Source organism: Paenibacillus ilasis (genome assembly GCF_043195395.1).
Classification (GTDB): domain Bacteria; phylum Bacillota; class Bacilli; order Paenibacillales; family Paenibacillaceae; genus Paenibacillus_AQ; species Paenibacillus_AQ lautus.
This window is the reverse complement of sequence record NZ_JBHDJG010000001.1, coordinates 3,197,058-3,222,384: the sequence shown is the minus strand read 5'-3', so window position 1 is coordinate 3,222,384 and position 25,327 is coordinate 3,197,058. Positions and strand designations below refer to the sequence as shown.

Annotated in this window: 19 protein-coding genes; 18 read left to right on the top strand and 1 reads right to left on the bottom strand. The window is 49.2% G+C overall.

What is annotated here, in order from left to right; translation table 11 throughout:
* The first annotated feature begins 104 nt into the window (after positions 1 to 104).
* From ACETK5_RS14465 to ACETK5_RS14410, 12 genes are all read left to right on the top strand, one after another.
* Positions 105 to 1,487 (top strand): ABC transporter substrate-binding protein, encoded by a 1,383-nt coding sequence (locus ACETK5_RS14465; protein ID WP_100536726.1) that lies wholly within the window; start codon positions 105 to 107, stop codon positions 1,485 to 1,487.
* Between the two features lie 122 nt (positions 1,488 to 1,609).
* Positions 1,610 to 3,961 carry a glycoside hydrolase family 95 protein gene (locus ACETK5_RS14460; RefSeq protein ID WP_394056405.1) on the top strand — a complete coding sequence of 784 codons (2,352 nt, stop codon included), beginning with the start codon at positions 1,610 to 1,612 and terminating at the stop codon, positions 3,959 to 3,961.
* 73 nt (positions 3,962 to 4,034) lie between these two features.
* Positions 4,035 to 5,294: an alpha-L-fucosidase gene (locus ACETK5_RS14455; RefSeq protein ID WP_100536728.1), complete on the top strand. Its 1,260-nt coding sequence runs from the start codon at positions 4,035 to 4,037 to the stop codon at positions 5,292 to 5,294.
* 37 nt (positions 5,295 to 5,331) lie between these two features.
* Entirely contained in the window at positions 5,332 to 7,191 is a 1,860-nt protein-coding gene (locus tag ACETK5_RS14450) for a glycoside hydrolase family 35 protein (protein ID WP_326112602.1), read from the top strand.
* Positions 7,192 to 7,435: 244 nt separating this feature from the next.
* The gene (locus ACETK5_RS14445; RefSeq protein ID WP_100536730.1) at positions 7,436 to 9,097 is read left to right on the top strand and encodes a hypothetical protein; all 1,662 of its coding nucleotides are present in this window, start codon (positions 7,436 to 7,438) and stop codon (positions 9,095 to 9,097) included.
* Positions 9,098 to 9,123: 26 nt separating this feature from the next.
* Entirely contained in the window at positions 9,124 to 9,795 is a 672-nt protein-coding gene (locus ACETK5_RS14440; protein WP_100536731.1) for a bifunctional 2-keto-4-hydroxyglutarate aldolase/2-keto-3-deoxy-6-phosphogluconate aldolase, read from the top strand.
* A gap of 247 nt (positions 9,796 to 10,042) precedes the next feature.
* Entirely contained in the window at positions 10,043 to 11,515 is a 1,473-nt protein-coding gene (locus ACETK5_RS14435) for a spore germination protein (protein WP_100536732.1), read from the top strand.
* Positions 11,516 to 11,572: 57 nt separating this feature from the next.
* The gene (locus tag ACETK5_RS14430) at positions 11,573 to 12,781 is read left to right on the top strand and encodes a Ger(x)C family spore germination protein (RefSeq protein WP_100536733.1); all 1,209 of its coding nucleotides are present in this window, start codon (positions 11,573 to 11,575) and stop codon (positions 12,779 to 12,781) included.
* The gene (locus ACETK5_RS14425; protein ID WP_100536734.1) at positions 12,778 to 12,999 is read left to right on the top strand and encodes a hypothetical protein; all 222 of its coding nucleotides are present in this window, start codon (positions 12,778 to 12,780) and stop codon (positions 12,997 to 12,999) included. Before ACETK5_RS14430 ends, ACETK5_RS14425 begins: the two co-directional genes overlap by 4 nt.
* A gap of 21 nt (positions 13,000 to 13,020) precedes the next feature.
* Positions 13,021 to 14,115: a GerAB/ArcD/ProY family transporter gene (locus ACETK5_RS14420; protein ID WP_100536735.1), complete on the top strand. Its 1,095-nt coding sequence runs from the start codon at positions 13,021 to 13,023 to the stop codon at positions 14,113 to 14,115.
* A 160-nt stretch (positions 14,116 to 14,275) separates the two neighbouring features.
* Positions 14,276 to 15,055 (top strand): MerR family transcriptional regulator, encoded by a 780-nt coding sequence (locus ACETK5_RS14415; RefSeq protein WP_100536736.1) that lies wholly within the window; start codon positions 14,276 to 14,278, stop codon positions 15,053 to 15,055.
* Entirely contained in the window at positions 15,052 to 15,708 is a 657-nt protein-coding gene (locus tag ACETK5_RS14410; RefSeq protein WP_100536737.1) for a GAP family protein, read from the top strand. The genes ACETK5_RS14415 and ACETK5_RS14410 overlap by 4 nt, the downstream gene beginning before the upstream one ends.
* A 96-nt stretch (positions 15,709 to 15,804) precedes the next feature.
* Here the strand turns inward: ACETK5_RS14410 and ACETK5_RS14405 are convergent, their stop codons facing one another.
* A complete protein-coding gene (locus ACETK5_RS14405) occupies positions 15,805 to 16,497 on the bottom strand; it encodes an aspartate/glutamate racemase family protein (RefSeq protein ID WP_100536738.1) in 693 nt (230 codons plus the stop codon).
* A 297-nt stretch (positions 16,498 to 16,794) separates the two neighbouring features.
* Between ACETK5_RS14405 and ACETK5_RS14400 the strand changes: the two genes are divergently transcribed.
* The 6 genes from ACETK5_RS14400 (at position 16,795) to ACETK5_RS14375 (ending at position 25,049) form a co-directional block, all read left to right on the top strand.
* Positions 16,795 to 17,376 carry a biliverdin-producing heme oxygenase gene (locus tag ACETK5_RS14400; protein ID WP_100536739.1) on the top strand — a complete coding sequence of 194 codons (582 nt, stop codon included), beginning with the start codon at positions 16,795 to 16,797 and terminating at the stop codon, positions 17,374 to 17,376.
* Positions 17,377 to 17,639: 263 nt separating this feature from the next.
* The gene (gene metE / locus ACETK5_RS14395) at positions 17,640 to 19,928 is read left to right on the top strand and encodes a 5-methyltetrahydropteroyltriglutamate--homocysteine S-methyltransferase (protein WP_100536740.1); all 2,289 of its coding nucleotides are present in this window, start codon (positions 17,640 to 17,642) and stop codon (positions 19,926 to 19,928) included.
* Between the two features lie 304 nt (positions 19,929 to 20,232).
* A complete protein-coding gene (locus tag ACETK5_RS14390) occupies positions 20,233 to 21,660 on the top strand; it encodes an N-acetylmuramoyl-L-alanine amidase (protein WP_100536741.1) in 1,428 nt (475 codons plus the stop codon).
* A gap of 93 nt (positions 21,661 to 21,753) precedes the next feature.
* Positions 21,754 to 22,452 (top strand): response regulator transcription factor, encoded by a 699-nt coding sequence (locus ACETK5_RS14385; RefSeq protein ID WP_100536742.1) that lies wholly within the window; start codon positions 21,754 to 21,756, stop codon positions 22,450 to 22,452.
* A gap of 3 nt (positions 22,453 to 22,455) precedes the next feature.
* Entirely contained in the window at positions 22,456 to 23,913 is a 1,458-nt protein-coding gene (locus ACETK5_RS14380; RefSeq protein ID WP_100536743.1) for a sensor histidine kinase, read from the top strand.
* Entirely contained in the window at positions 23,910 to 25,049 is a 1,140-nt protein-coding gene (locus ACETK5_RS14375) for a hypothetical protein (RefSeq protein WP_100536744.1), read from the top strand. Before ACETK5_RS14380 ends, ACETK5_RS14375 begins: the two co-directional genes overlap by 4 nt.
* The last annotated feature ends 278 nt before the right edge of the window (positions 25,050 to 25,327 follow it).

The following is a 25,327-nucleotide window of genomic DNA, read 5'->3' as shown; positions in this document are numbered from 1 at the left end:
TAATCCTAGAACCTCAAAATTTTGCACTTGATCGGCCTTGCTGGTGCCTATAATGAACATGAAAACAGCACGACAACTAATTTATCTGTGCAGGGGGAAGTAAGATGAAGAAAAAAAGCAAACACAGATTATCCGTCATTCTTAGCACGATCCTGGCGAGCACCCTGGTATTAAGCGGCTGCGGGAAGTCCGGATCAGAAACCGGTGACAGCAAAAACGCCGGAAACGGTCAGACGGACAAGCAGGTTACCGTCAAGTATTACAACTGGGATAACGAAGCCCAACAGGCGGGTACGGACGCCATGCTCCAGGAATTTATGGACCAGAATCCGAATATCAAGGTCGAACACGTGGTTCTGGTTCCCGGCGATTCCGTGGAAATGTTGAAAAAGCTTGATTTCCTGATTTCTTCCGGTGAAGCGATCGACGTTATTCAATTCCCAAGCTTGGGCGGAGTTCTCGAACGGGCTACACGCGGAGCTCTTGCTCCCCTGAACGAGTTCTATGAGCAAGAAAGTCTGGTTCCGGAAGACGAGTACTTCGTAAATGCCAAGGTAGATGACAAGTATTATGGCATGCAGTACACCAAGAGCATGAACTATGTGATGCTCAACAAGGATGCTCTGGATGAAGCGGGACTTGAAGTTCCGAAATTCGGCTGGACGTGGGATGATTACCGCGAATACTCCAAAAAGCTGACCAAGGGCGAAGGCGTTGACAAGCGTTATGGGTCTTACTTCCACACGTGGGAGCTTTATATGAATGCTCCGGCGCAAACCATGATGAAAGATCCGTTCGTATACGAGGACGGAACGACCATTCTCTCCGATCCGACTTACAAGTATTTCTTCCAGCTCCGCAAAGATATGGAGGAGACGGACAAGTCGGCCAAACCTTACAGTGACGTGCTTGCCGCGAAGCTGAACTACCGTACTGAATTTTTCAATGAAGAAGCCGCTATGATTCTTACAGGCAACTTTACGATAGCGGATCCAGGCAACACAGAGCAATATCCACATGATTTCAAAACAGCCTTTGCTCCTGTACCTGTGCCTCCTGCTGGCTGGGAACCTAAAGAGTATGAAGGCAAATACTTCACGAGCGGCAGCATGCTGGCGATGGGCGCCAATTCCGCCAACAAGGAAGCTTCTTTCAAGCTTATGAGATTCATGACAACAGCCGATTCAGACAACAGACTTGAGTTCTCTGGCTACAAGAAGGCGAATAACGAAGAATTACTGACGAAGCTGGTTGCCGGTAAAGAGGATAAGTACGACATGGATTCCTTGAAATATACGCTGTTCAGCGATGATATCCAGTATCTGGATGCAGCCAAAGTCATGATGACGGCTACCTCGGAATTGACCAAGATCATTGATGACGGCTTTGCGAAATTCATGCTCAGTAATGAGCCGATTGATGAAGTGCAGAAATGGATGGTTGACGAAGCAACGAAGATCATCAACGAAAAAGGCTTAGTTAAATAATCGGGCCTTGACAAAAACCGCAAGGTTGATGCTTAGCTATGGATTGGAAGGGCTGTCTTCAGTGATCATACATCTGAGGCAGCCCTTATTCTATTGTGATATTCAAAAATAGGAGCAAAGCGATGATCAACGATAATAGAAAGCTTGTAGAACGACGGCCTGCACAGCTCTGGACGGAGGCTTTTCCCATCGGTAACGGGAGACTCGGAGCGATGGTATTTGGTGGTGTCTCCACGGAGCGGATCGGTTTGAATGAAGACTCCGTCTGGTATGGCGGACCGAAACAGCATGACAATCCAGAGGCGTTAGAAAAGCTGGATGATATCAGATCTCTTCTTCGCTGTGGGGAGCTGCAAGAGGGGGAGCAGCTGGCGCTTACACATTTTACGAATGCTCCGCAATACTTTGGACCTTACCAACCGTTGGGGGAGCTGCTGCTTCAGTTCAAATCCAGCACGTCAGAAGTTAATCATTACAGGCGGGAGCTGAATCTGAGGACGGGCGTTGCTTCCGTAAGCTGGGAAGACAACGGCATTCTCTATGATCGAGAAGTCTTTGCTAGCGCTGTTCATCAAGTGCTGGTCGTTCGTATTTCCGCATCGGAACCTGCAGCTATTCATGTATCAGCCCGGTTAAGCAGGCGACCCTTCGATGGAAACATAAAGCGAGAAAATGAACGTACATTGGCGATGGAGGGCATATGTGGGCCGGATGGTGTTAATTACGCGGCAGTACTTCATGCTTATACGATTGGCGGCAAATGTCAAACGGTTGGCAATTACCTCAATATCCAGTCTGCGGATGTCGTTACTTTGCTGCTCGCCGCTCAAACATCGTTCCGCTGTGATGAGCCTTACCGGGAGGCGCTGCGACAAGTGGAATCCGCTATATTGCTGCCATATGGCTCATTGCTGGAAGCGCATATTGCTGATCATTGCGCTTTATTTGAGCGAGTAAGTCTGGAAATCGAAGCGGCTGATACATGGATAACTCCGGTAACGGAAGAGAGCGCTTCAGAGGCAGAAGATGCACTTGTTGATAAACCTACTTCGGAGAGACTACAGCTTTATCGGCAAGGGGTTAATGATCCTGGGCTTGAGGCGTTGTTCTACCAATATGGCCGGTATTTACTGATGGCAAGCTCGAGACCGGGGAGTTTACCTGCCAATTTGCAGGGAATCTGGAATGAAAGTTTCACGCCACCCTGGGAGAGTGATTATCATCTGAACATTAATTTGCAGATGAACTATTGGATTGCCGAGACAGGTAATTTGCCAGAATGTCACGAGCCTTTGTTCGATTTTATCGATCGTTTGGTCATCAACGGGCGGAAGACCGCGAAATCTCTGTATGGGGCGAGAGGTTTTACGGCCCACACTTCTTCAAATCTGTGGGCAGAGAGCGGCTTGTTTGGAGCATGGACACCCGCTATTTTCTGGCCGATGGGCGGGGCATGGCTGGCACTTCATTTATGGGAGCATTACCGCTATAGCCTGTCAGAGTCATTCCTGCGTGAACGGGCTTATCCAGTTCTGAAGGAGGCTTCCTTGTTCTTTCTTGATTTTCTTGTTTTTGATGAGAACGGCTATTTGGTTACTTCGCCTTCGCTCTCACCGGAGAACAGCTATATTAACGAGAAAGGACAGATCGGTTCCTTATGCTCTGGTCCTTCGATGGATTCACAAATTTTATATGCGTTATTTACCGCCTGTATTGAAGCAGCGGAGATTCTGGAGCTGGATGAGGAATGGAGTAGACAATGGAGTAGTACGCGTGCGAAACTTCCTCAGCCTCAAATCGGCCGATACGGACAGGTCATGGAATGGGCTGTTGATTATGAAGAGTTTGAGCCGGGTCATCGCCATATTTCACATTTATTCGCTCTGCACCCGGGAGAACAGATTATCCCTCATCAAATGCCCGAGTTAGGAGAGGCTGCCAAGGCAACGCTGGAACGGCGCTTGAAGAATGGCGGAGGACATACCGGTTGGAGTCAAGCGTGGATCACGAATTTCTGGTCCAGACTTGGCGAGGGAGAGAAAGCACATGACAGTCTTCGCGAGCTGCTGGTCAAGGCCGTACATCCGAATTTGTTCGGTGACCATCCCCCTTTTCAAATTGATGCCAATTTCGGCGGAGCGGCCGCGATCCAGGAGATGTTGCTGCAATCCCATGGCGGCGAAGTTCGTTTGCTTCCTGCTCTGCCGTCCTCATGGGCAAGTGGTTCGGTGAAGGGACTGCGTGCTAGGGGCGGTTATACCGTAAATATTAGCTGGAAAGAAGGCAAGCTTGAAGCGGCTGAGATTTATTCGGAGAATTTCCGGGATTGTGTTTTATTTAGCGGGCAGCAGCTTGTAATACTTGATTCCACGCATGTTCCTGTACCTGTAACATGCCTAAGCTCAGGCTTGGGTTATCAATATACGTTTGCGGCTGAGGGGGGAGAGACCTATCAGATTGTTTTAAAAAGATAATGAACCATGTCATTTAATCTATTCGATCTAAGTTTCATACTGAAGCAAAACTCATGTGAGGGAGTGAATACAGATGAATGATGATTTGAAGCAGCATACGGATGATCTTGCGGCTTTGCCGACCCCAGAGCAGCTAGTCTGGCAGGACATGGAGCTCGGGATGTTCTGCCATTTTGGAATCAATACGTTCTGTGACCAGGAATGGGGGGAAGGGAGGGATGCTCCGGCTTTGTTTAATCCAGACCGCCTGGATGCCAAACAGTGGGTCCGATCCGCGAAGGAAGCGGGATTCCGTTATTTCATATTGACGGCCAAGCACCATGACGGCTTTTGCCTGTGGCCGACGGTGACAACGGATTACTCCGTAGCCTCGAGCCCGTGGAAGGATGGGCTGGGCGATGTGGTAAAAGAATGCGCAGATGCTTGCCGGGAAGAGGGGATCGGATTCGGTATTTATGTATCCCCTTGGGACAGGCATGAGCCATGTTATGCCGACCCGCAGAAATATGATGACTTTTACTGCAAACAATTGGAGGAGCTCTTAACCGGCTATGGTCCGCTGGTGGAAATATGGTTTGACGGTGCGGGGTCGGAAGGCCGCGAATATGACTGGCCCCGAATCATGGATCTCGTTAAAAGGTATCAGCCCAGCGCCATGGTGTTTAATATGGGCGCGCCGACGATCCGTTGGGTCGGCAATGAGGATGGTGTAGCTCCGTATCCTTGCTGGAACACGGCCGATTCTTCGCGGGGCAGCATGTTCAGCGAAGAATCGCTGAAGTGGCTGCCGGAGACGCCCGGCTGGGTACCTGCGGAATGTGATGTTCCCATTCGCAAAGACCGCTGGTTCTGGCATCCAGACGAAGAACACTTGTTGTTGTCCGTTGATCAGTTAATGGAAATCTATTATCGATCGGTCGGACATGGGGCGACCTTGCTGCTCAATGTCGCTCCAGACCATCGAGGGCTGCTCCCGGAAGCCGATGTAAAGCGGCTTCTGGCATTTGGCAGAGAGATCGAGCGTCGGTTTGGACATGCCCTGGCTGAAAGCTCGGGATCGGGTGAGGTCGTTGAGTTCCCCCTTCCTGGAGCATGCGTGATCGATCATGTTGTTGTCATGGAGGACATTGCTTACGGAGAACGGGTAAGTCAATATGTGCTGGAAGCCCTCATCGATGGAGAGTGGCTTGAGCTTACACGCGGCAGCGCGATCGGTCACAAAAAAATCGATGCGTTCTCTCCAGTATCTGCCGACAAGGTGCGTTTACGGGTACTGCAATATGCAGCAAGTCCGAAAATCAAAAATATAGCGGTTTATCGCTGCGGGCAATAAATTTGGGGTTTTAAACATGAGGTGGAGGGGATCTGTAATGGGAATGCTCACTTGGGAGAACGGACAATACTTGTTGAACCGGCAGCCGTACCGGATTATATCGGGAGCGATTCACTATTTCCGTGTCGTTCCTGAATATTGGGAGGACAGGCTATTAAAATTAAAGGCCTGCGGCTTTAATACCGTTGAAACATATATCGCCTGGAATGTGCACGAACCCAAAGAAGGGAAATTTAACTTTAGCGGTATGGCCGACGTCGTATCGTTTATCGAATTAGCCGGGAAATTAGACCTGCACGTTATTGTCAGACCAAGCCCGTTTATCTGTGCGGAGTGGGAATTTGGAGGTTTGCCGGGTTGGCTGCTAGGTTATGGAGAAGTCCAGCTTCGTTGCAGTGACCCGCTCTATTTGAGCAAGGTGGATCATTATTACGATGAGCTGATCCCGAGACTGGTTCCTCTGCTGTCCACAAACGGCGGGCCGATTCTGGCCGTGCAGGTCGAAAATGAATACGGTAGTTATGGCAACGATCACGCCTATCTGGAGTATTTGCGCGCAGGGCTGGTCCGGCGGGGCGTTGATGTGCTTCTCTTTACCTCCGACGGGCCAACCGACGAAATGCTGCTAGGCGGGTCACTTGACGATGTGCATGCGACTGTGAATTTCGGTTCCAGGGTAGAAGAATCCTTCCGCAAATACCGGGAATATCGAACGGAAGAGCCGCTGATGGTCATGGAATTCTGGAACGGCTGGTTTGATCACTGGATGGAGGACCATCATGTGCGGGATGCGGCGGATGTCGCCGGCGTACTGGATGAAATGCTCCAGAAGGGCTCCTCGATCAATATGTATATGTTCCATGGTGGAACCAACTTCGGCTTTTACAGTGGAGCGAATCACATCCAGGCATATGAGCCAACAACGACAAGTTATGATTATGATGCCCCTTTGACGGAATGGGGGGATAAGACAGAGAAATATGAGGCGGTACGGTCGGTCCTCAGCAAGCATGGTTTTGCGCCAGGTGGTGTCTTCCCGGAGACCGTTCCTAAGGCAGCCTACGGAAAGGTTGCTTTGTCTGAAATGGCCGGTCTATTTACGGAAGCCAATCTACAGCATCTCTCAGAACCGATAAAAAGCGTATGCATCCAGCCGATGGAAAAATTCGGACAGTCCTATGGCTTTATATTGTACAGCACCTTTCTTCAGGGACCGCGTCAAGGACAGCAGCTGCATATCCAGGAGGTCCGAGATCGTGCCCAGGTATTTCTGGACGGTCGGCCGCTCGGCGTGATTGAACGTTGGAATTCAGAGCCGCTCGATATTACCGTTCCCGCAAACGGAGCAAGGCTGGATATTCTCGTCGAAAACATGGGCCGGATCAATTATGGGCCGCTTATCCGTGATCCCAAGGGAATCACGGAAGGTGTGAGAATCGATAACCAGTTCCTGTATGATTGGACGATCCGGACCCTGCCGCTGGAGCCAGAAATGCTGGCTTCACTCTCTTTTAAACCGGTTATGGATGAAGGGCGGGCGGAGCAAGAAGAGCTGTCCATGCCGGAGTCAGTAAACGCGGGCCTGCCAGGATTTTACCGCGGCTGCTTTGAGGTGGAGGACATCGGCGATACGTTTCTTCGCTTTGATGGCTGGACTAAGGGGGTTGCCTGGATCAATGGCTTCAATCTCGGCCGGTACTGGAAGGCGGGGCCGCAAAAGGCATTGTATATTCCCGGCCCTTTATTGCGTAAAGGGAACAACGAACTGGTTCTTTTCGAACTGCATGGCCGTCCCGAATCTTGCGAAGTAGAACTGTCGGATCAACCGGACCTTGGACAGACCGCGGCGGTGGACGAAGCTGTGCTCAATTTCGTACAGGACGGAGAAGACAAATAGTCCATAAAGACACCGATATCGTACGGTTCACCAAGTTCAACGAGCCCGGCCAGAGAAGCTCTCTGGTTGGGTTTTTGCTGCAAATAAGATAAATGATGGCATGGGTTCTGAAATATAGCTTCCTTTTTTGTTCATTTAGGTATTTAATGTTTATATAGGTTCAAATGATGTTTCTTTATGTTCGTTTTAATTTTACATTATGTTGGGACGCAGCTTTACCTATCGGATTGGGAAAGGAGAACACATGAACGATTATAAAGATAGAATGAACCGGATTGTCCAGAACGTTGCGGAACAAGCATGGAGACAGCCTTTGCAATCCAGCGGGCTGTGGTTTCATAGGGATGTGCGCGATAACTTCTATTATGCCTCCTATCTGTTTGCTGCTTCGGTAGACTTTGAGAATGATCCGCGGTTCAACCGGCAGGAAGGCAAGGGGATGGCAGAGGAGGTTCTGGGTCGTGTGCTTCGGCTGCAGAACAGGGACGCGAAGAGTCCAATGTACGGACACTGGCCGCTGAACCTTGGGCCGAAGCCGGAAGAGGCGAGTCCGCATGCGCTGCCGGTAGAATTGATGGGGAGCTTGATGGTTTTGTTCCATCGTAAGTTTGAAAGTGAGATGAGCGAGAGCTTGGCGGCGGAGTTTGAGGCTGCGCTGGAACACATCTACCACGGAGGTTTTTTTCGCAAGCCGCTCACCGTATGCAATCATCATGAGGCTAAATATACAGCGGCCAAGTTAATATTCGGCCAGCTCTTTCGCGATACGGAACTTCTGGAAGACGGAAAACAAAGTCTTCGGGATACTCTGAGTCTGCTCCGCCGGGAAGGTATGGCTGAGTATGGGTGCCTGCCGTGGTTCTGGCATTGGACACAGGCGTTCACCTGTGCGCTGGAATTAGCGGATGAGCCGGAATTGAAGCGGGAGCTTAATGAACTGTTGGATGAGCTGTGGAGCCTGCGCACGGCCTATTATTTGAAAGGGGCTTGGGTAGGAGCCCGCTCCAGGGAATGGCCGCATGATGCGCCGAGGGATGCCAATGTGCTTCACGACTATGTGCAGTTCGGTGATTTCAGCCTCCCGGAGGAGATGCCGCGCACGGAGTATGCCGGTTTTCTGTTCCACGAAGCGCCGGAAGCTAAACGGCGCCTAGCCCTCAATCGAGGCGAACCGACGGAAGTGCGCAAGGCTATGATGAAATCGGTTGACGGCGAGATGAGGCAGCTGCACTCTTATGCTTATGTGACGGCATATTTTGCGGCGGGCGGATTGTGGGAGCGGGTTCGTGAGTTCGACAACGAGCAGCTGCGCTGGATGTTCAGCCTCCCTGTCCGCACCGGCGGCAAGGCCAATCAGCTGTATTTTTTTCACCCGGGAGAGGGATATGATCCTTCTGGAAGCGATCCCCGTCACCAAAGCGAGTGGATGGAGGTGCTGTACCACAAAAATGTGGTGCTTGCGGTTTATCCGCTGCCGGAATCAGCTGATGATGGGGGCGGAGAAGTTGTTGGCGTTCTACCGGAAGGGGAATGGTTGTATGAGGCAGAAGCTTTGTACGGCAAAGTAGATGATGTTTATTTTGCCGTTCATTTGAGTGACGGGACTATTTATGATATTAGGGAACAGTCCGGCTATCATTTGGTTGTTTGTCAGGGAGCAGGAATCGGTCTTACCGTAGAGGCGGTGTCCGTTCAAGAAGCGGAGCACAGGGGCATCGGACAGCTAGCGGCGTTTGCGCGGCGGATGTCCGAACACAGACCGGAATTCAAAACAGACGGCGGGCATGAGGTTGTGTATACAGGATGGATGACCGAGGATCGGCTACATCTGAAGGTTATGGCTTCAGGCAGCTCAGCGAGAACGATAAATGGAGCGGAGTGTACGTTTGAATTGTATTCTGTGTAGTTATCGAATAGAAAAGAGGAGTTAAGATGAAGAAACTGCAGCTGATTCAAAAAATTGCGGAAGAAGGCGTGGTCGCCGTCCTGCGCGGCGATACGCCGGAGCAGGTTGTGGAGATGGCCGAGCAGGCGATTGCCGGCGGCATCAAAGTGATTGAGGTGACGATGACCGTACCGTTTGCGCTCCGGGCTATTGAAACGCTATCGCGTAAATATTCATGGAACGCCCAAGACCCTTCCTCCTACGCCATCATTGGGGTAGGTACAGTGCTTGATCCGGAAACAGCACGTGCTGCGATATTGAGCGGTGCCCAGTTTGTTGTTGGGCCGTGCCTGAGCAGGGATACCGTGATGTTGTGCAACCGCTATCGGATTCCGGTCATGCCGGGGGTAATGACAATCAAGGAAATCCAGGAAGCACTGGAACTGGGGGCGGACATTGTCAAGCTGTTCCCTGGCAACCTGTATGATCCATCCATGATCAAGGCGATCAAGGGTCCGCTGCCGCAGGCGAATATCATGCCGACCGGTGGTGTCTCACTCGACAACCTTGGCGAATGGGTCAAGGCCGGGGCGATAGCCGTCGGAATTGGCTCCGATCTGACAAGCGAAGCTTTGAAGCGGCAGGACTACGGCTTGATTGCCCAAAAAGCGGCCGAATACAAGCGAGCGTATCTGCAGGCAAAAGGGCAGACGCATTAACAATTAACAATACTTTAAAGTGGTAGAAAATTTCGATCAGATAACGCCTGCTGCGGACTCCCCGAGTCTTCGGTAGGCGTTATTTGTTATTTAAAAGTTCATTCTGAATATCGAATGAAAATCAGTAGTCCGTATAAAAAGTATATAATATCCAGCTGCGGGAACAGTAGAGGAAAAGATAAATGAAGGTCATTGAATTCCTTGTAAGGCAAAGCTGGCCATGAGGGAAAAACGAGGAGTCGTTTACATGACGAATAAAACCACGCGCAATCATGTTTCACAAGAAAAATTGCCGGTTTCCATAGCGGAATTTATCGAAAATATGAAGAATCGATTCGGGCAGAGCGGAGATATCATCTACCGGGAGTTGACCTTGGGCGCTATCCCTACTGTGATGGTCTATATTGAAGGGATGGGAGATCCCCGCTTGCTAATCGAAGCGATTCATGCAGATTTACCTCTATTTATTGAATTTCCAAACCAGTCACCGGAAGTACGCATGAACATGCTCAAAGAACTCACGATCACAATGGGGAAAGTGGGAGAAGCCAACACCTTTCAAGAAGTGGAAGGGAAATTGTTGTCCGGGAATACAATCATTTTCATGGATGGAACATCAACCTCACTGTACGTTGGTACTGAAGCGCTGAAGCAGCGCGGAGTTGAGGAAGCCAGCTCACAATCCGTAGTAAGAGGGCCGAGGGAAGGTTTTACCGAATCACTCCGCGAGAATACGGCTCTAGTCCGGCGAAGAATTCAAAGCCCTAAGCTTCGTATTGAAGAAAGAACGGTAGGCGAGCACACCAATACGCTAGTGGCGGTGATGTACGTGGATGGATTATATGATATCGATGTCCTTGATGAGCTGCGCAGAAGATTGGATGGAATCAAGCTGGACAGCGTCCTTGAGAGCAATTATATCGAGGAGATGATTCAGGATCATCGGTACAGCCCTTTTCCGACGGTATATAATTCAGAGCGGCCTGACGTCATTGCATCCGCTTTGCTGGAAGGACGAATTGCGATTTTTGTGGAAGGAACGCCATTTGTGCTGGTGGTTCCGGCGCTGTTCGTTCAACTGTTTCAATCGAGTGAGGACTATTACCAGCGATGGGATTTCGCCAGCCTTGTTCGACTTCTTCGATACTTTTGCTTCGGAATAGCGCTTCTTACACCCTCATTATATATTGCGATTACCACGTTTCATCAGGAAATGCTGCCGACCAACTTGCTGACCAGCTTAATCGGCCAGCGGGAAGGGGTGCCCTTTCCCGCATTTATCGAAGCGCTGATCATGGAGATCACGTTCGAGATTCTGCGTGAGGCCGGCATTCGCTTGCCTAAATCGATTGGCCAATCCGTTTCCATCGTTGGCACTTTGGTTATTGGGCAGGCCGCTGTCGAAGCGGGTCTCGTATCGGCTGCGATGGTTATCGTTGTGTCCATGACAGCGATTGCCAATTTTGCGCTGCCATCCTTCAATATTGGAATCTCGGTGCGGATATTGCGATTTGGACTAATGGGAATAGCAGCGTCGTTTGGATTGTACGGGATGATTATCGGCATGATTATGATTGGCCTTCATCTATGCAGCCTGCAGTCCATGGGGGTTCCTTATATGTCTACTTTTGCGCCTTTACATTGGCGAAGTCAAAAGGATGCTTTGCTGCGAATGTCGCGTCATAGCATGAAGAAATATTTAACCAAATCCAAGACATGAGCCGTCAATTAGCTATGACTTGAGTTCTCTATTTCATATAGATGGGACTGGTTATGTATGTTGGAAAGAAAAATACTTTCAGTCCTGCTCATATTAAGCCTGGCCGTAACACCTGGATGCTGGAGCAGAAAAGAATTGAATGAGCTTGCCGTCGTCATGGCACTTGGAATTGATACGCATGAGAATGGGTATGCCATTTCTGCTCAAGTGCTCAATTCCGCAGAGGCGGGCTCCAAAAAAGGCGGATCGATGGGGAGTCTTCCGGTCGTCACCTATAAGTCAGTCGGCAAAACCATCCCCGACGCCCTTCAGCGCATGTTAAGCATGGCACCTCGGAGACTGTATCTGTCCCACGTTCGCGTGTTGGTATTTGGCGAAGAGATGGCCCGGACAGGGGTCAGCGATGTCCTCGATTATATCTCCCGAAATCATGAGCTTCGAACGGATTTCTTCATGCTCGTTGCGAAGAACGGAAAGGCCGCGGAGATCCTGGAGGTCGTTACGCCATTTGAGTATGTTCCGGCGAACTCGCTCTATTCCTCCATTCTGATATCGGAAAAAAAATGGGCAGCGACGGGGAAAGTCACCTTGCAGCAGTTTGTGACGGAGTTAAAACGCAGCGGCTCAGATCCTGTATTATCCGGTGTCCAATTAAACGGCAGTTTAGCCGAAGGACAGTCTATGGAGAATGTGAAGGAAATCAATCCCTCAACGCTTCTTCAACATACGGGCCTCGGCGTGTTTAAAGGGGACCGGCTTGTAGGATGGCTGGGGGAACCGCCCAGCAAGGCCGTCAATTATGTCCTCAATAAAGTCGACAATACAGCGGGATATATTTCGTGTCCGGATGGCGGCATTGTCGGGTTCGCGGTGAACCGGGCAGACACAACGCTTGATGTTACGCTCAATGTGGAGGGGATTCCCGAATTTTCAGCCGAACTGGAGGTCGAGGCCGACGTGAATGCCGTTCAATGTCCGATTGATATCAGTCAACCAGCTGTCATAGACGAATTAGAGAAGGATATCGAGGATAAATACAGCACCAACATTCGGAAGCACATCGGGCTGGTGCAGCAGCGTTATGGATCCGATGTTTTTGGATTCGGCGAGGTCCTGCACCGAAAATATCCGGACATTTGGAAAAAATACCGGAATCATTGGGGAGAAACCTTTAAAACGATGAGGATCCGCGTGGATACCGATGTAGCGATCCGCCGGATCGGATCCATCATACAACCCTTAAACCAAAAGGTGGATGAGCCGTGAATTGGCATTGGTTATTCATATTGTTCCTATCCATCGTATTCATTACGGAAACCCGGCATCTTATGAAGCTGCGCTCCCTTAGGGACACGATCGTGTTCTATGCGGTATGGGGAGTAACCTTGCTGGCCTTGTTCGGGGATATGATGGAGGTCCCTTATTTAAGGCCGCTGGACTGGATCCGCGCCTTGATGCAGCCGCTGAACAGGTTAATCTCATAATGAAGAAGGGTATGGTAACACGTGATCAAATACAAGGATATCGCCGCACGACAATTTTTTATACTGACTTTCGGCTTGACCATCGGAACCTCGATCCTGGTTACCCCCTCCGGGTTAGCACATACCGCACGGGAAGATGCGTGGATGGCCTCCCTCTTCAGTATCTTCATCAATCTCCTTATGGTTGGGCTGTACATTGCCATCGCGCGTGTCTATCCAGGCCAAACGATCTTCGAGATCCATGAGAAGGTGCTCGGGAAGCTGCTGGGAAAGATCCTCTCGCTGATTTATCTATTTTACTTTTTAATTCTTACGGGCACATTGCTCGGTAACTTGGGGTTTTTTCTGAGCAGCGAAATGATGCCGGAGACGCCGATCGAAGCCATTCAAATCTTGTTTTTGATAGCGGCCGTCATGTGTGCAAGGATGGGCATCATTCTTTTGGCCCGTGTCGGTGAATTAATGTTTCCGTGGATTGTATTTCTGTTTATGGTTCTTGTCCTCTCGCTCACTCCCCAGATCGGTTGGAACCATATCAAACCTATGCTTGAGGAAGGCTGGATGCCTGTTGCCAAGGCCGGATATCATGCCTCCATGTTTCAGGAACTGATTGTGCTGATGGTGTTCCTGCCTCTGGTCAAGGGGGAGAAAAAAGGGGAGAGGGCATGGATGGGGGGAGCTGCTGCAGGCGGATTCGTGCTGAGCATCATCGTCCTGCTCAGTGTGCTGATTCTGGGAATTGAACAGACGGAGAATAGCACGTTTCCGGCATTTGCACTCGCGAAGACGATTAACCTAGGAAACTTCTTTCAACGTGTTGAAGGCATATTGATTACGCTTTGGATCCTGACTTTTTTTATCAAGATCTCTCTATTGTATCTTTCCATTCTTCAAGGAATGAAGACCGTGTTCCGACTGAAGGAACAAAATCCGCTGATCTATCCGTTGTCCGTGCTGTTTATCATCGTGGCCTGGAATACATACATCAACACCGTTTATGTTGCTGATATCATTCAGAATGTGTGGTCGAGTTACGCCCTTCTCCACTTGTTGGTGATTCCCATGGGTCTTTATCTGATCGGGTTAACCAGAACGAAAATTCTCAAATCGAAGTGAATTTCAGATTGTATTAGAACCATGCCCGATACCTCGGGCTTTTTTTTGTGCCGGCTGCATCGAATCCCACAAATGCACTATTTTTTTGTTAAAAAGCTTGAAAGTGACGTAACGTCATCTTATATACTGAAAGTATCAAAGACGATTAAGAAAGCAGGTGATGAAGTCGATTCCCATTCAAGAATTATCCAAACAGACGGGGATTACGGTAAGAACGCTGCGCTATTATGACCAGATAGGCTTGCTGATTCCTGCCGCCAAAACACCGGGCAAACATCGTATATACAGTGATGATGAATTAAAGAAGCTGCAGCAAATACAGTTTCTAAAAAAGCTGGGCTTCAGTTTGCAAGAAATATCGGATATGATTTCAAATCCGGAATGGAACTGGTCCACCAGTTTGATGAATCAGTTGGACTTCGTGTTGAACGAACAAAAAAAGCTGAACCAGATGGAATCGGCGCTGCGGGCTGTGCTTCATAGCATCGCGGTGGAAGGTGAGACAAGCTGGGATGTTATTCAGAAATTAATACACCTCTCCGGAAGAGACCCCTCGTTAAAGCATTCATTAAGGCAACAAATGTTTGAGAAGCGCGAAGTAGAGTTGTTTAGTCTGCTTCCCAATATGAACAGCACCGATCCCGACTCTCTCGAGTGGATTGCGCTGTTGGGGCAGCTCAAACGGCGGATGCAGGACGGACCCGACTCACCGGATGTACAACGAATTGTACGTCGGATGGATGAGAAACGACTGGAGGTATTTGAAGATGAAGATCCCTTCGTAGATAAGCTGTGGGAAATCCGTAAATCCCGGGCACAGTCGGAGCAGATGGGGTTATATCCCATCGAGGATGAACTTCTTCAATTCATGGAACAGGCTTTTGAAATTTATGTATTGCGAAAGGATAAAAAACAAGTTGAAGAGGGGGAGACTACTTGACGCTGGAACTTCTGCTCTCCTTTGGAGCCTTATCACTCTTGGACATGCTGAGTCCAGCCACGCTTGGCGTAACGGTGTATTTGCTCTTGACCGAACGGGACCGGTTAATCCCGCGTTTATTCATTTATTTATTCACAGTAGCGGGTTTCTACTTCCTTGTTGGAGCAGCGCTTATGCTGGGCTTGGATGCTGTTCTGCAATCCGTAACCGGCATCTTTCAGAATCGAACGGTCAGCTGGGTCATGGCCGTGATCGGCGGAGTCCTGTTTGTTGCCAGCTTCTTTATCCCAACAAAAAAATCGTCCGAGCCGCGCCGTCCAAGATCCAACAGCTTCGGGGCCATGATCGGGCTTGGTTTCACGACCTCCCTGCTGGAGGTAGCAACAGCCCTTCCGTATTTTGCGGCCATCGGACTCATGACTAAGGCGCAGTTAACTACAGTTCAATGGATGCCCATCCTGGCAGCATACAATATCGTGATGGTGCTGCCTCCATTCATTTTGCTCGGTTTACACCTCGTATTAGGCCGCATGATGCAGCGTCCGCTGGAGAAGCTGCGCCTGAGAATCGCCAAGAGCTCCGGATCGATTCTGTCATGGGTGCTGTGCATCGCCGGGCTGATCTTGTTGCTGAACAGCATGGATAACTTGTAAAGAAATCCGATTTTGAATGAAGAACTCGCTGGATGAGAGAGGGCCGAGAAGCATCGGCGCCCTCCCTCGAAATCGGGAAGGTCAGCCCATGAAGAGTCAGCCTTCCAACGATGTACGAACAGCTTCAATGGCATGTATGAAGGTTGTATCAAACAGAGGAACTTTGGAATCCTCGGGTTTAATTAATAATCCGATCTCCGTACAGCCTAGAATAATTCCTTCGGCTCCATCTTGAATCAGCCGTTCAATAACCTCTTTATAGTAAGCTTTTGAATCCGATTGGATGTTACCGAGACATAACTCCTCATATATCACTTTATTTACGATCTCTCGATCTTGTTCATTGGGAATAAGCACTTTGATATGAGTAGATTCTAATCTGTGCTTGTAAAAATTCTGCTCCATCGTATATTTGGTTCCAAGCAAGCCTACTGTGCGAATTCCCTGTTCACGGATTTGATTTGCCGTGGCATCGGCAATGTGCAGCACAGGGATATTTATTTTTTCTTCGATATCCTCTAGTACCATGTGCATCGTATTCGAACATATCACAACAAAATCGGCGCCGCCCTTTTCTAAAGAAAGCGCAACTTCGCCCAATGTTTCACCGGCTTTTTTCCAGTTCCCCTCAGATTGATAGCGTTCAATCTCTTCGAAATTCACGCTGTACATAAGGCATTTGGCCGAGTGGAAGCCGCCCAAGCGGCATCTCACCTGCTCATTTATGATTCTGTAGTATTCAATGGAGGATTCCCAGCTCATTCCCCCGATAAGTCCAATCGTCTTCATAGATAAGCTCCTTTGCGATCCTAAGTAAACCCATTATAGGGTGTTTCAACATGCATAACAAATGCTATCTCCGTATCCGATCCATGGTGTTCGCATCCGAGAGACTGCAAGGTAGAGTTTGAGTTTCTGGTCTAGAAAGGATCACCAGGCTACCGTTAAGCCTGCTAAGTATTCATATTATTCTCGTTATGATATATTAATCGCAGGGTTCATCGACGGACCGACACCTAAAACTCGCGGTTTGCAACAGATGTGCTTGTCCTGGCATTACAGCTCGAAACATTGAGGGGGTTATCCATGAGCACACGGATTTTAGAACGGTTACGAGAAGAGACGGCAGCGCAGCATGAACGAATCGAACAGAATCCATACGCCAAAGCTGCATTCGATCAGACCCTGACCATTGATCAATATCGGTCTTATTTAGCAAAGTTTTACGGATTCATTAAACCAGTCGAAGAGCAGCTTATGGAAGATGAAGCCCTGAACCATATGGGATTGGATATGGGGATTCGGATGAAGTCGAAGCTATTGGAAGATGATCTTATCCATCTGGGAATGACTCCTGATGAGATTACACATTTGCCGCCGTGCAGCCGATTGCCCGAGCTGAGAACCCGTGCGCAAATATTGGGGTATTTGTACGTTTTGGAGGGATCTACACTTGGTGGCCAAGTTATTACGAAACAGCTGATGAAGTTCTTGCCACTGGGCCCCGAGTCGGGCAGCCGTTATTTTTATGCATATGGTCAAGAGACCAAGTTAAGATGGACCGAATTCCGGGAAGTACTGCTTTCCAATGCCACGGAGGATTCGGACGTGGTTATTAACTCGGCTATAGAAACTTTCCGTTTATTGGATGCTTGGATCAGAGAATAGGACTAATTTTTGCGAACGGACTCCATCATTCGTGATTTAATCGCATGTGATTGACTTAAATCGCCTTTAATAGCCATAGAAACACTTTTATGAAAAAAAACGTGTCCATATCACGTTTTTTTTATTGGCGTGAAACAAGCTTACATATACTCCTGTCTAGCTATAGCCGTAGGCTATAACTAGATATAGCTTATATGAGTTACACTATACCGATCAATACGTGATATCTTTCTTGTAACAATTTGTATAGGAGTGTTACATAGATGGCAAAGAGCAGTGTACTGGGATATCCGCGTATTGGCGCTGATCGGGAATGGAAAAAAGCCCTGGAAGCATTCTGGGCGGGCAAGCTCGAAGAATCGGAGTTTCACAAGCAGCTGCAGGAGATTCGGTTGAATCATTTACGCAAGCAGCAGGAGAGCGGAATTGATTTGATCGCCGTCAATGATTTTAGTTATTACGATCATGTTCTGGACACCGCGACGATGTTCGGTATCGTACCGAAGCGCTTCGCTTACGAGGGCGGTGTTGTGCCATTGTCAGTATATTATGGTATAGCTCGCGGAACGAAGGACGCTACAGCAAGTGAAATGACCAAGTGGTTTAACACCAATTACCACTATATCGTACCAGAATTGGATGGGGCGGCTCCAGTTTTGACGGAGAACAGACCGCTGGCAGCTTATCGAGAGGCCAAGGAGAAACTCGGGATAGAAGGCAAGCCGGTTATTGTCGGTCCGCTCACTTTCCTGAAGTTGTCCAAAGGCTACCAAGCCTCGGAAACGGATGCCTGGCTTGATAAATTACTGCCGCTGTACGTTCAGATCCTTCAGGAGCTCACTCAAGAAGGCGTTCAATGGGTACAGATCGACGAGCCGATCCTGGTAACGAAATTAAGCGAAGCCGATCTGAAGCGCTTAACAACCATCTATGAAACGTTTGCGACTTCGGCGCCTGGCCTAAACATCATGCTGCAAACCTATTTTGAATCCGTAGAAAACTATCAGGATATCATTCAGCTTCCGGTTAGCGGCATCGGACTTGACCTGGTGCATGGTTACCAGGGCAATGTGCAAGCCATTAAACAGTCAGGGTTTCCTCCGAATAAAGTGTTGGGCGCCGGTATGATCGACGGACGGGGCATCTGGAAGGCGTCGCTTCGCGAGAAGCTGTCGCAATTGGAAGAGCTGACGACATACGTAGCCGCTGAACGGTTGATCGTTCAATCCTCGTGCAGCTTGCTGCATGTTCCAGTGACGGTGAACAATGAAACGAAACTGCAGCCTGAACTAAAAGGGGCGCTCGCCTTTGCCGACGAGAAGCTGAATGAACTGGTACTTTTGACAAAAGCAATCTCTACAGGCACAGCCCGAATCTCCAAGGAACTGGAGGAATGCGAGGCTGCGCTTCAGGCACTTAAACAATCCGAAGAGCGCAATCGACATGACATTCAGCAGACAGTTGCCGAGATTAGTGCTCAGAATCCGGCTCGCAGTCTGCCGTTCGCAGAGCGTCATGTCGCTCAACAGAATAAGTGGAAGCTGCCTATTCTTCCGACCACGACGATCGGCAGCTTCCCTCAGTCAGCCGAGGTGCGCAAGGCACGCCAGGCGTGGCGTAAGGGAGAATGGAATCATGAGCAGTATGAGCGATTCATTCAGGAGCAAATCGATGTTTGGATCAAGCTGCAGGAAGAGATCGGCCTGGATGTGCTTGTGCACGGCGAGTTCGAGAGAACGGACATGGTTGAATTTTTCGGAGAGAAGCTTCGGGGCTTTGCCTTCACTCAGTTTGGATGGGTTCAGTCTTACGGCTCACGCTGCGTGAAACCGCCCGTGATCTTCGGGGATGTGGCATTCGAGAAACCGATGACGGTGAAGGAAACGAAATATGCACAATCGAAGACTAACCGGCCCGTGAAAGGGATGCTTACCGGCCCGATTACGATCATGAACTGGTCGTTCGTCCGCGAAGACATCTCGCGGGAACAGATTGCTTATCAACTGGCCTATGCCTTAAGACAGGAAGTAGAGGCGCTGGAGCAGGCGGGCATCGGAATGATTCAGGTGGATGAGCCTGCGGTCCGCGAAGGGCTGCCGCTGAAGGAGGAAGACCAAGCGGAGTATCTTGCATGGGCTGTTAAAGCCTTCCGTATGACTACATGCACGGTTCAGCCGACCACGCAAATTCATACGCATATGTGTTATTGCGAGTTCCATGACATGATCGATTCGATTGAGGCGATGGATGCCGATGTCATCTCGATTGAAACTTCGCGCAGTCATGGCGAACTGATCCATAGCTTCGAAGTCAATACCTACAGATTAGGAATTGGACTTGGCGTGTATGATATCCATAGTCCACGGGTACCTCGTGTGGAAGAGATGACAAGTATGATCGAGCGTGCACTGCGGGTCCTGGATCCGAAGCTGTTCTGGATCAACCCGGACTGCGGTCTCAAAACACGCGGTAAGGAAGAAACGGTCGCATCTCTCCGTAACATGGTCCAAGCCACGGAGATCGCTCGGTCGTCCTATTCGCTGAACGTGTAACGTTGACACAAGCCTTCTGCCTGTACGATTGACGTCGATCTGTCATTGGAGAATCAGGGAGGAGACACGTCGCAACGGGTTTATAAATTTAAAAGTGTATGATTTCGAGAAAGCCGCACACGTGCGGCTTTTTTTCTGCGCGGTAGTTTTGCCTCGTCATGAATCTATGAAAATACTCTTGTTTGTATCTATAGTACAGTATCGGACACAAGTTGTTGACAACTTGGTAAAATCGTTGTCACATCCGGCGATTATATTCTTCTTATGGAATCGTATCTAGCACGATCACCCAGAAGGAGGAGCCATGAAATATTACAAGAAACGCAAAAAATTTGTCATCCTATTCTATATTCTACTGATTGCCATCATGTCTATTGTCGGCTTCAAAATGGTAGTAAACACAGGTGCATCTACTATGGAGCTGGTACCGGCATCATCGGCCAAACTTGCGGATTCCTTTAAGACGCTTCCTACCGTGCCCCATCATCAAGAGATATTTCGGATCGTCATCGATCCAGGCCACGGGGGAAAGGATCCTGGAGCTACAGGAGTCAGCGGCGCATATGAGAAGGCGTTCAACCTGTCCCTCGCCGGACGGGTTGCTGCCCTCCTTGAGGAGGATCCTATGTTTGAGCCTCTATTGACACGAACGGATGACCGTTTCATTGAATTGGATGAACGGGCAGCGATCGCGAATGATTGGAATGCGGATGCCATGGTGTCCATTCATGGCAACACTTATACCGATCCTATGACATCGGGTACTGAAACCCTATACCGGCACGCGGATAGCATTCCTTTGGCCGAAACCCTGCAGAAGCATTTGGTGAGGGCGATCGACCTTCGTGATCGCGGTATAAAGGAAGAGCAATTAAAAGTGCTTTCAACGCCGATAATGCCGGCAGTGCTTATCGAAGTCGGGTATCTTACCAATGGTGAGGATGAGCGATTCCTGTTAAGTAATGAAGGACAAGAGCTGGCGGCTGAAGCCATTGTTGAAGGGCTCAAGGACTATTTTGCGGGAGCGCAGGAACTTTCCCTTGAGCAGCAAGCGAAGGATGGTTCAGATGAAGAAAAATCATTGGGCACTTCTCAAAGCGGGGAGAAAAAGGTGTATTTTAATGGATCAGCACAGGACGGTAAACAGGTCGCACTTACATTCGATGATGGACCGGATGCCATGGTTACGCCTAAAATTCTTGATATCCTGAAAGAAAACGATATTAAAGCTACCTTTTTTATTCTGGGAAACCGGGCTGAGGCCCATCCTGAGACTGTGCGTCGGATTGCAGAGGAGGGGCACGCGATAGGAAATCATTCCTGGTCACATCCAAACTTTACCGAAATATCGATGGAGGAAGCGCTAAATCAGGTGAAGAATACGCAGGATGAACTGAACGACATTATCGGCTATCGTCCATCCTTGTTTAGGCCGCCTTATGGCGCTTTGGATGAGGACAAAGTGGAAGCTATACAAAATATGGATTTAGCGATCGTGAATTGGTCCGTGGATACGATGGATTGGTCGGGGGCGCCCGCGCAGGAGATCATCAGGACCATTGACGAGCAGTTGAAGCCAGGAGGCATCATTCTTCAGCATACCGCAAATGGTAAGAACCATCTTGCCAACACGCTGGAGGCACTCCAACTGTTCATACCGGATCTGAAAGATCAAGGCTACTCGTTCGTCACGGTCCCGGATCTGCTGCATTTGCCCGAATCGCAGTCTTAATAAGCCTGTAACGGATTAGACTTATCATTTGCAAACCGTATATGCTAAAATCGATTCATCAAATAGGCGTTATGGAAAAAGAATGGAGACTTCATGAAAAAAACTAAAATTCTCATTATCGAAGATGAGGGACCGATTGCCGATTTGCTTGCCTATGGTCTCCATATGGAGGGTTTCGAAACCCGTATTGCGGCCAGCGGAGCTGCGGGCTTAAGGGAGCTTGAGTCATTTCATCCCGATCTGCTCCTGCTGGATTGGATGCTGCCCGATCAGAGCGGACTCGATATATGCAAAAGAGTAACAACGGACTATAACATCCCCATATTCATGATCACGGCAAAGTCCGACATTACAGATAAAGTCCTCGGGCTTGAATTTGGTGCCGATGACTATATTACGAAGCCCTTCGATCTACGGGAGGTTGTCGCCCGAATTCGCACGATCCTCCGACGACTGGATCAGGCGAACCAAGGGGATAGGGAAGGAACGCCGGAAGCCGTGATCCGCTTTAGGGGCATCGAAATTGTAATGGAAGAGCGGCTGGTCAAGAAAGACGGAAGACCGGTTGACCTTACGCCGAAGGAATTCGACCTGCTCATGACCATGTACGGCCATCGGGGGAAGATCTATACCCGCTCGGAACTGCTGGATTTAGTCTGGGGTTATGACTTCATGGGGGATACCCGGACCGTGGATACGCATATTCAAAGGCTCCGCAAAAAACTGGATGCCGGCGATTTGATCACAACCGTATTCGGCATCGGCTATAAATTCGAGAAACAGGCGGAATAAGAGATGATCCGGACCATCAGAGCCAAGTTTATTGTTGGTTTTTTTGTGATCTTCAGTCTGTCGTTCCTCGTACTCAATCAAACTGTCAAGGAGATCATTCGGACAAGCAATCAGAAAATCGTGACTTCCGATCTGGTCGGGCTCAAAAACAACAGCAACGTATATGTAAGGCAAGCATTTCTTATCAACCACTTCACGAACAATAAGCTTTATTTCGGACAGATGGCCGAAGAGATGGTGAATGATTTGAAGCATGCTACGTCAAGCGATGTTAGTGCGTACACCGTAGACGGCAAGTTATTATTCTCATCGGATGAGCAAGAGTTCTCCGGGTCATCCGACGAGGATCTGCGGCAAGCCATCGAGGGTAAAACAGCTTATACCATCACTTATGGCCGGAACAGCGGGACCGTTCTATACTCATACCCGGTTATCATCGATGGTGTCAAGGTCGGCATCTTAAGATTTACCAAAGACTTTACCCTGCTCTATGATCAAAGCGGGCGCATCATGGACATTATTTTCTACATCGCGCTTGCCATATTCGGGGCAGCGTTCCTGTTCTCGTATATGCTATCCAGGCATATCACCGTTCCATTAGTAAAGCTCACCCGTGCATCCACGGAAGTGAAGAACGGGAATCTCGATGTTCGAATCCCGTTCCGGCGCAGAGATGAGATTGGCGAACTGGCCCTGAACTTCAATGACATGATTGACCGGATCGGAAGCCAGATTTCCATGATCGAGCGTGATCGGGATCGTCTGAAGGCCCTTAACGAGCAGGAGAAGCGTTTTTTTGACAATGTGACTCATGAACTTAAAACACCGCTGACGTCCATACTTGGTTATGCCGAAATCATTCGGGAAAAAGGGGATAACGATCGGGAGTTCTTCGATAAAGGTATGAATCACATCGTTGAAGAGAGCCGACGGCTGCATAGCATGGTGCTGAAACTGCTGGAGGTGTCGCAGCATAACGCTGGCGATAAGGATATGGAGCTTGTAGATTCAGGGGCTATTCTGCGCGATGTATGCGACTCGATGTCATTTCGGGCCAAGCGGTATAAAAAGAGCATCGTTTGCGAGGCGGAAGAGGGAGCCTTCGTGCTTGGCCAGCCTAACCGGCTGCGCCAGCTCTTTATCAATCTTCTGGATAATGCCATCAAATATAGTGCCGCCCAATCGGAAATTACCGTCAAGGCTGAGCGTGCAGACGGAAGCGTCCGTTATACCTTCGATAATCCCGGAGAACCCATACCGGCGGACCAGCTTGCAAACGTCTTTCAGCCATTCTACTCGGTGAGCCTGAAGCAGAAGGAAGAGGGCAGCGTCGGTTTGGGACTCAGTATCGTTAAGTCCATCGTCGATGATCACGACGGAACCATCCGTATCGTCAGCGAGAAGTTTCATACTGTCGTCTATGTGGAGATTCCTTATGTAAAGGCGGGGGCTGTCCAATGAGATATCGATATAAACGGTTTAATTTATGCTATGCTCTTGCCTTGATTTTACTGACCGGCTGTGCAAGCGGACTGCAATCAGAGACCGTCATCATCCCCGGCACGGAAACGGATCAAGCCGTGGTTGAGGGAAGCCGGCCATTCCAAGTGAAGACGATTTATCGAATGCCAGAATCCAGGGGTGAAGGTGTATTGCTCGGCTGGTCATCATCGGAGTCGGTGATCGGTCTTTTATATGAAACCGGGGCAGCAGACGAGGCGAAATTGATCTTGGAGCGTTTTTCACCCCCATACGATCGCGCTGACCATTTGTTTGAGGTACAAATGAATAAGCTTTCCTATCAAATGTCGCCCAATGGAAAATTTGTTTCGGGAATTGCCAAAACGGATGAGGGCGTTGTACTGCAATTGATTGCGTACCCGAGTGGGGAGGAGGAAAGCCTTGTGGCGACGACAGATGCCAATCAGCAGCTAGGGTTTGAGGAACCGGCTTGGTCCGACAACAGCCGATTCGTAAGTTATATTGTCATGGAATCAGACACCAGGCAGTCGAGCATCGGGATTTATGACACGGAAACGGAAGCGGCACGAGTTTATAGGCTAAAAGGTCTTGAAACGGAAAGTCTCCCCATGAAGGTAATGGTCTCCGATGACGGGAAGATGGCGCTAATCATTCTGGATGAATACGGTCACCGTCGTCGAATAGCTTTGGGAGCCGTCAACGGAAACGGGATTGATGTTCAGTATGAGCATGAAATCGGCACAGACCAGGCCGCATGGTTAAACAATGACCAATTTGTATTCTTAGGAACGGAGGGAACCCTCTATGTGTATGACCGCAGAAATCACGAGCTGTCCATTCTGTTGGAGAAGGTGGATAGCTTCGAGTTCTCGCTGGATCGCAAGTATGTCGCCTATTCCCAGAACGGGGAAGATACCATTTATGCAGGTAAGCTTCAAGGAAAAAATATACTGAGCGCAGAACCCATCTATCATGGGGTTATCCCTTCTAAGATGTATTGGAGTCCGGACCATCGCCGGCTGCTCGTGAATGGCCGCAAAAATTATTCCAAACAGCAGGGGCCTGTTGCGATCGAACCCTCGGATCAACAGCCATTTATAATCGAACTCAAGTAAAAGGGCTGAGGTATCTTCCACCACCCATAGCGATTCTCCGCGATGCGGCAGATTGAACGATAGGCGTTCGGTCTGCCGCTTTTTCATGGATTCCAGAGGACAATCATGTCAAGTTAGAGATTCGGTATTCTTTCAAAGAGAGGATTGACAGATCAAACCAATAGATGTTAAATTATCCCGCAACCAAACCTTGGCTGATGGGGTTTATATGATGAGAGTGCCGTGCCATTAACATGCATAAGTGGAGGGGGATATGAAAAAAGTGAATGAGATAACCC